Annotated in this window: 9 protein-coding genes; 4 read left to right on the top strand and 5 right to left on the bottom strand. The window is 73.2% G+C overall.

Annotated features, from left to right (window positions below):
• The first annotated feature begins 40 nt into the window (after positions 1–40).
• The 3 genes from ACFWYS_RS24755 (at position 41) to ACFWYS_RS24765 (ending at position 2,891) form a co-directional block, all read left to right on the top strand.
• A complete protein-coding gene (locus tag ACFWYS_RS24755) occupies positions 41–967 on the top strand; it encodes an arginase family protein (RefSeq protein ID WP_384772869.1) in 927 nt (308 codons plus the stop codon).
• Between the two features lie 150 nt (positions 968–1,117).
• Positions 1,118–2,329, top strand: coding sequence for an SLC13 family permease (locus ACFWYS_RS24760; protein ID WP_384773113.1), 1,212 nt, complete (start codon positions 1,118–1,120; stop codon positions 2,327–2,329).
• A gap of 70 nt (positions 2,330–2,399) precedes the next feature.
• The gene (locus ACFWYS_RS24765) at positions 2,400–2,891 is read left to right on the top strand and encodes a universal stress protein (RefSeq protein WP_384772872.1); all 492 of its coding nucleotides are present in this window, start codon (positions 2,400–2,402) and stop codon (positions 2,889–2,891) included.
• A 109-nt stretch (positions 2,892–3,000) separates the two neighbouring features.
• Here the strand turns inward: ACFWYS_RS24765 and ACFWYS_RS24770 are convergent, their stop codons facing one another.
• The 5 genes from ACFWYS_RS24770 to ACFWYS_RS24790 form a co-directional block, all read right to left on the bottom strand.
• The gene (locus ACFWYS_RS24770) at positions 3,001–3,933 is read right to left on the bottom strand and encodes a hypothetical protein (protein ID WP_384772875.1); all 933 of its coding nucleotides are present in this window, start codon (positions 3,931–3,933) and stop codon (positions 3,001–3,003) included.
• Positions 3,934–4,001: 68 nt separating this feature from the next.
• On the bottom strand, positions 4,002–5,210 hold the full coding sequence (locus tag ACFWYS_RS24775; RefSeq protein WP_384772878.1) for an MFS transporter: 1,209 nt from the start codon (positions 5,208–5,210) through the stop codon (positions 4,002–4,004).
• Between the two features lie 124 nt (positions 5,211–5,334).
• Entirely contained in the window at positions 5,335–6,525 is a 1,191-nt protein-coding gene (locus tag ACFWYS_RS24780; protein ID WP_384772881.1) for an MFS transporter, read from the bottom strand.
• 63 nt (positions 6,526–6,588) lie between these two features.
• Complete coding sequence (locus ACFWYS_RS24785) at positions 6,589–7,344, bottom strand: dienelactone hydrolase family protein (protein WP_384772884.1); 756 nt, start codon at positions 7,342–7,344, stop codon at positions 6,589–6,591.
• A gap of 124 nt (positions 7,345–7,468) precedes the next feature.
• A complete protein-coding gene (locus ACFWYS_RS24790) occupies positions 7,469–8,089 on the bottom strand; it encodes an L-threonylcarbamoyladenylate synthase (protein WP_384772887.1) in 621 nt (206 codons plus the stop codon).
• A gap of 310 nt (positions 8,090–8,399) precedes the next feature.
• Between ACFWYS_RS24790 and ACFWYS_RS24795 the strand changes: the two genes are divergently transcribed.
• Entirely contained in the window at positions 8,400–9,932 is a 1,533-nt protein-coding gene (locus ACFWYS_RS24795) for a helix-turn-helix domain-containing protein (RefSeq protein WP_384772890.1), read from the top strand.
• The last annotated feature ends 172 nt before the right edge of the window (positions 9,933–10,104 follow it).

The following is a 10,104-nucleotide window of genomic DNA, read 5'->3' on the forward strand; positions in this document are numbered from 1 at the left end:
GGCACAGATGGAGGGAGGGCAGCGGCGAAAGGGGCCGAAGATGCGGGAACTCGCGATCGTCGAGGCACCGTCCGTGCTCGGTCTGCGGCCCTGCGGGGTGGAGGAACTGCCGACGGCGCTGCTCGACGCCGGTCTGGCGGACGGGCTCGGTGCGGTGCAGGCCGGCCGGGTGGGCCGGGTCGAGCCGCCGGCGTACGACCCGGCGAGGGACCCCGGCACCGGAGTGCTCAACGCACACGCCATCGCCCGCTACTCCGCCCGGCTCGCCGACACGGTCGGCGCTGTCCTCGACGCCGGCCGTTTCCCCCTCGTCCTCGGCGGGGACTGCAGCATCCTGCTCGGCAACCTCCTCGCCCTGCGCCGCCGCGGCCCCCACGGACTGCTCTTCCTCGACGGTCACACCGACTTCTACCAGCCCTCGGCGGAGCCGAATGGTGAGGCCGCCTCGATGGAACTCGCCCTGGCCACCGGCCGCGGCCCCCGGCTGCTCACCGACCTGGAGGGCCGTGGCCCTCTCGTGCGGGACGAGGACGTCGTGGCCCTCGGCTTCCGCGACGGCGTCGAGTCCGCCCGGGCCGGTATGCAGCCGCTCCCGGCGGCACTGCATGCCGTCGACCTCGATGGCGTCCGTGCGGCCGGGGCCGACGCGGTGGCGCGGGAAGCGGTCGACAGGCTGGTCGGTGGTGCGAAGGGTGGTACAGGCGACGGTTCGGGTGGCGGCTTCTGGGTCCATCTCGACGTCGACGTCCTGGACGACGCGATCATGCCCGCCGTCGACTACCGCCAGCCGGGCGGGCTGACCTGGGAGGAACTGGAGAGCGTGCTGCGGACGGCGCTGGGCGACGCGCGGGCCGTGGGACTCGACGTCACCATCTTCAACCCGCGCCTCGACCCGGACGGCACCATCGCCGCCCGCCTCGCCGAGTGCCTGCGCCGCGGGCTGTCGGCACGGGCCGCCTGCACGTGATCCCCGCTGTCCGGGCGATCCCCGTGCTCCCCGCCGGGGAACCGTCGCAGGTGGCATGGCATGCTCGACATCATCTGTGACCTCCCCCTTTGAAAGGCTCCGACCCTGAACGGCCCGCTGGCGGAAGCGCTCTCCGCCGTCCTCCTGGTGATGGTGTTGGTCTGCGCGGTCGTGCGCCCGCGGGGGCTGCCGGAGGCGGTCTTCGCCGTTCCGGCCGCGGGGCTGGTCATCGCCACCGGCGCGATCTCGCCCGCCCACGGGTCGGACGAGGCCGCCCGGCTCGGACCGGTGATCGGCTTCCTCGCGGCCGTCCTGGTACTGGCCCAACTGTGTGACGACGAGGGTCTGTTCCAGGCGTGCGGGGCCTGGATGGCGCGCACCGCCGCAGGGCGTCCGCGCCGTCTGCTGGGGCAGGTGTTCCTGGTCGCCTCACTGATCACCGCGGTGCTGAGCCTGGACGCCACGGTCGTGCTGCTGACCCCGGTGGTCTTCGCCACCGCCGCCCGGCTCGGCGCCCGTGCCAAGCCGCATGTCTACGCCTGCACCCACCTGTCGAACACGGCCTCGCTGCTGCTGCCCGTCTCCAACCTCACCAACCTGCTGGCTTTCGCCGCGAGCGGGCTGAGCTTCACCCGCTTCGCCGCGCTGATGACGCTGCCGTGGGTGGTCGCCATCGGGATCGAGTACGTCGTGTTCCGACGGTTCTTCGCGGTGGATCTGGATGCCGGCGCGCAGGCCCCGGCCGCCTCCGGGCCGTCCGAGCTGCCGTTGTTCGCCCTGGTCACGGTGGCGTGCACGCTGGCCGGGTTCGTGGCGACCTCGGCGGTGGGCATCGACCCGGCGTGGGCCGCCTTCGCGGGCGCGCGGGGGCGGGCCGCGCGCGCCCGGGCCCGGCGCCCGACCAGTCCTCGGGCCCTGCTGCGGGCCGCCGGCCTCCCGTTCCTGGCGTTCGTCCTGGCCCTGGGCATCGTCGTCCGGGCCGTCGTCGACAACGGGCTGGACGAGGCCCTCGGCCATCTCGTCCCCGACGGCACGGGACTGCCCACGCTGCTGGGCATCGCGGCGCTGGCCGCTGTACTGGCCAACGTGATCAACAATCTGCCGGCGGTGCTCGTCCTGCTGCCCCTCACCGCACCGGCCGGGCCCGGCGCGGTGCTGGCGGTGCTGCTCGGCGTCAACATCGGCCCCAACCTGACCTACGCCGGTTCCCTGGCGACCCTGCTGTGGCGGAAAATCGTGCATCAGCACGACACTGACGTCGAGCTGGGGGAGTTCACCCGGCTCGGCCTGTACACGGTGCCCGCCGCGCTCACCTGCTCGGTGGTGGCCCTGTGGGGCGCACTGGAAGTGATCGGAACCTGACCGGAATCTGACGGAGCCTGATCGAGACCGGCCCTCCGGGGCCGGACCGAGTAGCCGGAGGCTGACCCGTATGGCCGTCATCGTGTGGATCGTCGAGGGCACTTGGCCGGCCTGCGTGGACGCGGCCCGCACTCGGGTACCCGCAGGCTCGGAGATCGTCCTCCTCCATGTCACCGGGCACGAGAGCCCGGGAGCCGCGCACGGTGCCTTCGCCGGTCTGCTCGGCCGGGGCCACCCCGAGCGGGATCCCGGCACCCGGATGGAGGAACTGGCTGCCGACTCCGCCCGCCGGCTGCTGCGGGAGGCGGCCGATCGGCTCGGCAGGCCCTGCACACGCGAGGAACGCTCCGGCCGGGTCGAACGCGAGGTCGTCGAAGCCGCAGAGGGCGCCGACCTGCTCATCCTGGCCAGGGACGGCGACCGCACCCATCTGGGGCCCAAGAGCCTCGGCCCGGCCAGCCGGTTCGTCGTGGACCACGCCCCGTGCCCGGTCCTCCTGGTCTGGCCGGAGGCCACCCCGGGCCTGGGCAGCATGCCGCCACCGCCTCCGCACCACCACTGAGGCCAAGCGGCACACGCCACGGGGGGAGCGTCACCGCCCGTACCCGTCGGGCAGTCGCATCCCGGGCCCGTCGACCTGCGGACCGTACGTCCGCATCCAGAGGGGTCGGCTAACGCCGTCGTGGGTTCAGGCGCTTCACCGTCTGTTCGGCCTCGTGTGCTTCCCGCTCCGCCCGGGTCAGTGCGGCAGCGGTCGCCCGGCCTTGTTTCTCGGCCTCCCGTTGTCCGTGGTCGGCCTGCCGGAGCTCTTCCCGGGCCTGTTGCAGGTGCTGCTCGGCAGCCGACACCTGCTGCCGGGCCTTGTCGTGCCGGTCACGGGCCTGCCGCAAACCGACGTCGGCAGCGGCCTGTTCGGCCCGTCTGTCCTGCAGCCGCTGCGCGGCTTCTTCGGCCGCTTTCCGGGCCTGGTCGAGCCGCTCCTCGCGTTGGCGGCGCCGTTCGGCGAGTTCGTCCTTCGTCCGGGGGCGCGCCGAGGGCGGGGGAGTCGCCGTACGGGTCGCTTTCGGCGCAGTGCCGACGGACCGTTCGGCGCCGGCGGGAAACTCCGACGGCGGGGTGAGTGCGCCCTCCAGGCGGCCGGTGGCCCACAGGTCGGCGGCCTCCGGATCGGCCAGCACGGCGCGCAGGGTGGACTCGACGTCCTGCAGTACGGACGCCGACAGCCTGTGCCCGGACTCAAGGGCGAGCTGCGCGGCCTGCCGGGACAGCGCCGAGACCATACGCCGCCGCTGCTCCGACAGCTCGCTGATGCCGGAGGCGTCGAGCGTGCGGTACGCCTCCCGCAGCACCGGCCCCAGTTCCAGCAGCCGGCCGCTCTCCACAGGCCGGGAACGCAGCAGCAGGTTCGCCGCCCAGGCCGCCAGGGTGGGGCGGCGGGCGGCACGGATGCGGCGGGCGTCCTCGCCCCGGCCTGCCGTCTTGGCCGCGAGCGCCATCTCCGCACGGCGGGAGACGAATTGGGCCGGAGGGGTGACATAGAGCTCGTCGAGCACCGCCTCCACATCGGGGTCCTGGCCGTCCCGAGTGCTCTTGCGCGCGGACATGGCACCAGCCTCACCCGCAGCCGGTGGCCCCGCATCCCGGACCTCGCGACCCGCCGACCGGGAGGGTGTCAGCAAGGCCGGCCGGTCCGCCGGCCCGATGCCCTGACCTGGTTCGAGGCGATGACCATGATGACGACGGCGGCCAGCACGGTCCCGGCGCCGACGTAGAGCGGCGCCCTGTAGCCGAGGCCCGCCGTGATGGCCAGGCCGCCGAGCCAGGCGCCGAGGGCGTTGCCGATGTTGGACGCGGACACGTTCGCGCTCGCGGCCAGTGCCGCTCCCTGGGCGAAGTCGGTGACGCGAGTGATCAGGCCGGGCACACCGGCGAACCCGAACAGGCCCGTCAGAAACACGAGAACCACCGAGGCGACGGCGCTGGCGGCCAGCAGACCGAACACCACCAGCGTGACGGTGAGGCCCAGCAGGGAGAGGACCAGCGCCCGGTCACGGTCATGGTCGGCGGCCCGCCCACCGATCAGGTTCCCGACGACCAGGCCGACGCCGTACACCATGAGCAGCCAGGCGACATCCCCGGAGGAGAAGCCGCCGACCTCGGTGAACGTGTACGCCAAGTAGCTGAACGCGCCGAACATCCCGCCGTAGCCGAGCGCCGTGGCCGCCAGGGTCAGCCAGACCTGCCCGGACCGGAAGGCACGGACCTGGGCCCGCAGGCCGCTGGGCGGTACCGGGGCCGACGGATCCGCGGGCGGAGGCGAGCCCGGACTCCCCGCCCCGCCGGGGACCAGGGCGACGATGCCCGCCAGCGCCAGCACACCGATCGCGGTGACCGCCCAGAACGCGGCCCGCCAGCCCCAGCGCTCTCCGACCAGTGCGCCGAACGGCACGCCCAGCACGTTCGCGACCGTCAGACCGGCGAACATGACGGCCACCGCGCGGGACTTCCGCTCCGGTGCGACCAGGGCGCGGGCGACCAGGGAGCCGATGCCGAAGAACGAGCCGTGGCACAACGCCGCGACGACCCGCCCCAGCAGCATCACCGCATAGCTCGGCGCGAGAGCCGACAACAGGTTGCCGATGACGAACAACGCCACCAGACCGACCAGGACACCCTTGCGGGGCAGCCGCGCCGTGGCCGCCGTCAGCACGATCGCCCCCACCGCCACACTCAGCGCGTACCCGGAGATCAGCCGGCCCGCGGCTGCCTCGGACACCGCGAAACTCGACGCCACCTGCGGCAGCAGACCGGCGATCAGGAACTCGGTCAGTCCGATGCCGAAACCGCCGAGGGCCAGCGCGAAGAGTCCACCTTCCTTCATGGACCCACCCTCATCCCCGGTGGCGGATCAGTCGATGGACAAAGATCGACGACGCTTGGACGAAAGTGAGAGCGGCGGGGACGACCGGGCCGCCGTCTCCTCACTGGCTCACGCGCTCACCCGCTTACGCGTTCGCCGGCACCGGCCTCCGCAGCAGATAGGCCGCCGCGGTCGAGACCAGGACGGCCATGCACGCGATGAACACCAGCCCCGCGTTCTCCAGGCCGATCCGGCCCGACAGCATCCCCACACCGATCACCGGCACCGAAATGCCCGCGTAGGCCACCACGAACAGCGTCGAGATCACCGCCGCACGCCGGTCCGCCGGAGACGCCCCGGCCACCGCGGCCAGCGCCCCGCGAAACGCCAGCCCCTGCCCGCCCCCTCCGACGACGGCACTGAGCACCACCAGCGCCATCAGATCCCATCGCAGCGCCCCCGCGAGCAGCGCCAGCCCGGCGAGGAGCCCGGCGCAGCCCAGCGGCAGTGAGCGCCCCACCCCGACCCGGCCGACCGCCAGTTGCCCGGCGGTCGAGGCGAAGAAGGCCAGCGCGACGACCAGTCCGCTCACGGCATGATTGGTCACGTCCAGGGAATCGGCGAGGAACTCCGGGCTGACCGAGGTGAACACCCCGAACAGCGCGAACCCCACGAACGAGGCGATCGCCGCGGGCCCGAACACCGCCCGTACGGGCGCGGGCAGACCGGGGCGCCGCGGCCGTACGCTGCTCAGCGGCACCCGCTCCCGCACCGTCTCCGCAAGCCGCAGCAGGACGGCGGCCGAGGCGGCCACCAGGACCAGGTGCACGGCGAACGGCAGGTACAGCGGCCAGGGGGCGTACTGCGCGAGCACCCCGGCGAGCAGCGGACCGCAGCCCAGCCCGCCCATGTTGGCGGCCGTCGCCACGAACGTGGCCCGGGAGGCACCGCCGGACGGCGCCAGCTCCATCACATACGCGGTGGCGGCGCCGGTGAACAACCCCGCGGACAGGCCCGACAGCAGCCGCCCCGCATACAGCCACCCCAGCCCGGTGGCGCCGAGGAAGCACACGGCGCTGGCCGCCGCGCACCCCAGACCGCACAGCAGCACCGCCCGCCTGCCCACGGCGTCCGAGGCGTTGCCCATCAGCAGCAGTACGCCGATGACCCCGAAGGCGTAGACGGCGTACACGACGGTCACCGTCAGCTCGGAGAACCCGAACTTCTCCTGGTAGAGGGGGTAGAGAGGGGTCGGCAGGGTGGTGCCGGCCATGCACACGGCGAACACCGCCCCGCTGAGCAGACACGCCCGCCACCCTCGCCGATCACCGTCCACGCCGCCGACGATAACCCCGCACCCGGCCCCGCCCCGGGCCGCCGCGCCACCGGCACGGTGCTGTCAGAACGTCCGCTTCAGCAGATCGAGCAGCGCCGCCCAGTGCCGTTCGGCCGCGGCCTCGTCGTACACGGCGGTGTCGGCCTGGGTGTAACCGTGGTGGGCGCCCTCGTAGACCTCGGACCGGTGGCGGACCCCGGCCGCGGTCAGCGCGGCGTCGAGGAGTTCCATCTGCTCGGGAGGCATCGACTGGTCCGCGTCGGCATGCGCGAAGTACAGCTCCGCGGTGATGTGTTCGGCGACCAGGTGCGGGCTGTCCGGCGCGTCGGTCGCCAGCCGTCCACCGTGGAAACCGGCCGCGGCGGCCACCCGGTCCGGGTAGGTACCGGCGGTGCGCAGGGCGAGCGCCGCGCCCATGCAGTAGCCGGTGAGCGCGACCGGACCGTCGGCGACCTCGGGCCGCTCGGCCATCCAGCGCAGATAGGCACCGGCGTCCCGCATCGCGAGCTCGGGCGTCAGCGACTGCATCACCGGGCCGATCTTCTCCCACAGCTGCGGCCGCGCGGCCGGGTCGATGAACTCGGGCAGCTCGAAGACCGGGCTGCGGCCGTGACGGTAGAAGACGTTCGGCACGAGCACCGTGTAACCGGCCCCGGCGAGCCGGTCGGCCATCGACCGCAGATGGGGACGGAGCCCGAAGGCGTCCTGGTAGAGGAGGACGCCGGGCCGGGGAAGTCCGTCGCCCGGATGGGTCAAGTAGGCGTCCGCCACGCCGTCCTCGGTGGGGACGTCCACGTCTGTCGTCTGTACGGAGGTCATGGGGGTGCCTCTCTGCGCAGTCCTCGGCGAACGGGTCGCCGGCCCCGGCGGAACCGGGCCGCAGGCATGGTTGCACGCACCATCCGAACGGCTGCGCGGCACCCCCTCCCGCTTGGCGGCGGCTTTACTCGAACCGGGAGGTGTCGCCCGCTCCCTTCCGTACGATCTCCGCCTCGCCGGACGAGAAGTCGATCACCGTCGTCGGCTCGGTGCCGCAGTCCCCGGAGTCGACCACGGCGTCCAGCACATGGTCGAGCCGGTCCTTGATCTCCCAGCCCTGCGTCATCGGCTCCTCCTCGTCGGGCAGCAGCAGCGTGCTCGACAGCAACGGCTCCCCGAGCTCGGCCAGCAGCGACTGCGTCACCACATGGTCGGGGATGCGCACGCCCACCGTCTTCTTCTTCGGGTGCTGCAGCATGCGTGGCACCTCCCGCGTCGCCGGCAGGATGAAGGTGTAACTGCCCGGCGTCGACGCCTTGACCGCCCGGAACACGTCGTTGTCGACCCGCACGAACTGGCCCAGCTGCGCGAAGTCCTGACACACGAGAGTGAAGTGATGCCGGTCGTCCAGGCGGCGAATGGTCCGGATCCGCTCGATGCCGTCACGGCTGCCCAGCCGGCAGCCCAGCGCATAACAGGAGTCCGTCGGATACGCGATGAGCGCACCGGACCGGATGCTCTCGGCGACCTGCGCGATGGTGCGCGCCTGCGGGTTGTCGGGGTGCACGTCGAAGTACTTCGCCATTCGCCGAGCCTATGCCCTGAACGGCCGGGGGCCGCGCACGCCCGGGCGGCGACCGTTCGGTGGCGGGCGTACAGCGCGTTCGGTGGCGGGCGTACCGCGCGCTGGCGGGCGTACCGTCATGACGATGTGTCAACGGACGTGCCACCCCCGCCACCCGCCCTCACGGCCGCGATCCCTGAGCCGTGGGGATGAGCGCCGCGAGGCTGGGAACCCGGACCCGGTGCGCACGTCGGCGTGCCGTCGCCCGGGGGTGAGGTAACGTCCCCGACCGGTACGTCGTGGATAAATGCAGGACGAGGTGAAGGCCGACATGGCTGGCGGAGAGGACGGGGTTCGTCGGGCGGGGGCGGGCAGTGCCGAGGACTCGGTGTGGACGCGGGAACTGCTGGATCATCTGCGGCCGACCGGGCGGGACGTCCGCCGGGTCGTCGCCTGGCTCGCGGAGACCGTGCGGGGCACCGTCGCGCTGCAGGACGACAGAGGTGCGCTCCTCGCCGGCACGCGTCCGCCCATGGACGGTCACCTGGTCGCCGCCGTCGCCGCCGGCCGAATCGCCTCCGCCGCCTGGGAGGGGCAGGACCGTCATCTGCGGCTGGTCGGCGTGGAGTACCCGGGCTCCTCGTCGGCGGGCGTCCTCGCGGTGTCCCGTGACACCCCGTTCGACCGGCGTGCCTCCGACATCGTCATGCACACCGTCCAGGTGATCGAGCTCCTGCTCAGGGCCGGCGAGACGACCGCCGCCGGACGCCGGCTCGAACAGGCGACGTCCGATCTGCGGCTGGCCATCCTGCAGTTGCTGATGGTGGAGGACACCGTCTCCGCGCGCCGCGTCGCCGCAGGCCTGTGGCCCGGCCTGCTCGACACGGACACCGCCTGCGTCCATGTCGTCGAGGGCACCGTCCAGGACCGCGACCGGCTCGCCGACGAGTGCATCGACGCGACCGGCGAGCGGGCACTGGTGGTGCTCTGCCCGGCGGTGGACGAGCACGTGATCGTCGTGACACCCGGCGAGGCCGAGGCCCGGGAACTGCGCGCGCTCATCGGCCCGCGCCCGCGCACGTTCATCGGCGGCAGCGCCCGGCAGAGCCTCGCCCGCACCGCCACCGCGTACGGACAGGCCGTCAGCGCCCTCGCCGTCGCGCACTTCAGCCCCGACAAGGCCGCCGTCTACGCCGAACGCACCCACCCCGAGCGCCTCATCGACCCGGTGGCACTGCAGTGCTGGACGGCCCGGCTGCTGCGCCCGCTCGACACGCTGCCGCACCACACCCGCGCCGAACTGCTCGCCACGACCCGGCTGGGCCTGGAGTTCACCGCCGTCAGCGCGGCCAAGGTCCTCGGCGTCAGCCGCAACACCGTCCGCGCCCGCATGGAACGCGTGGAGGCCCTGCTGAAGGCGGACTTCACCGACCTCACCGCCCGCGCCGTGGTCCACCTGGCGCTCAACATCCAGGTGGGCCTGGCCGACACCCCGGCCGGCACCGGCACCCCGCCCACGCCCCGCGTCTCGCTGCGCGACCTGCTCTCCGGGCCCGGCATGCGCACCTGGGCGCAGGACCTCCTCGCCCGCCTCGGCCACGACACCCGGGACCTGCGCCGCACCGTGCGCGCCTGGATCGCCGAGGGCGCCAACGCCGAGCGCGCCGCGCACACCCTCGGCGTCCACGCCCAGACCGTCCGCGAGCACGTCCGCAGCGCGGAACCCGTGCTCGAACGCCAGCTCCTAGCCGGCGGCAGCGACCTGTACGAGGTCGTCCTGGCCCATCTCGCCGTGGGTGACCTGGATCAGCCCGCACTGCCCAGGGGCAAGTCGGGCCTTCCGGACTCACTTGTGCACGGGTGAGCCCCGCGGACGGCACAGCGGGCATCAATGCGATACCCATCACGCCGCCCTGGACGTAGGTTCAACCTGCCGCGGGGGGCGCTCCGCATCCCGGGTCCGCCGCCCGGCCCCCGCCCCCCCCGCGTGCGACCCCCACACCCCGCCCCCCCCCCCCCCCCCAACTGGCCCCCCC

This window comes from Streptomyces sp. NPDC059010, assembly GCF_042740355.1.
GTDB lineage: Bacteria > Actinomycetota > Actinomycetes > Streptomycetales > Streptomycetaceae > Streptomyces.

What these genes read in the sequence shown, in the direction of transcription:
- ACFWYS_RS24765 (WP_384772872.1), top strand. Translation starts at nt 2,400, where the DNA reads ATGGCCGTCATCGTGTGGATCGTCGAGGGCACTTGGCCGGCCTGCGTG.
- ACFWYS_RS24770 (WP_384772875.1), bottom strand. Translation starts at nt 3,933, where the DNA reads ATGTCCGCGCGCAAGAGCACTCGGGACGGCCAGGACCCCGATGTGGAG.
- ACFWYS_RS24760 (WP_384773113.1), top strand. Translation starts at nt 1,118, where the DNA reads ATGGTGTTGGTCTGCGCGGTCGTGCGCCCGCGGGGGCTGCCGGAGGCG.
- ACFWYS_RS24755 (WP_384772869.1), top strand. Translation starts at nt 41, where the DNA reads ATGCGGGAACTCGCGATCGTCGAGGCACCGTCCGTGCTCGGTCTGCGG.
- ACFWYS_RS24790 (WP_384772887.1), bottom strand. Translation starts at nt 8,089, where the DNA reads ATGGCGAAGTACTTCGACGTGCACCCCGACAACCCGCAGGCGCGCACC.
- ACFWYS_RS24795 (WP_384772890.1), top strand. Translation starts at nt 8,400, where the DNA reads ATGGCTGGCGGAGAGGACGGGGTTCGTCGGGCGGGGGCGGGCAGTGCC.
- ACFWYS_RS24785 (WP_384772884.1), bottom strand. Translation starts at nt 7,344, where the DNA reads ATGACCTCCGTACAGACGACAGACGTGGACGTCCCCACCGAGGACGGC.
- ACFWYS_RS24775 (WP_384772878.1), bottom strand. Translation starts at nt 5,210, where the DNA reads ATGAAGGAAGGTGGACTCTTCGCGCTGGCCCTCGGCGGTTTCGGCATC.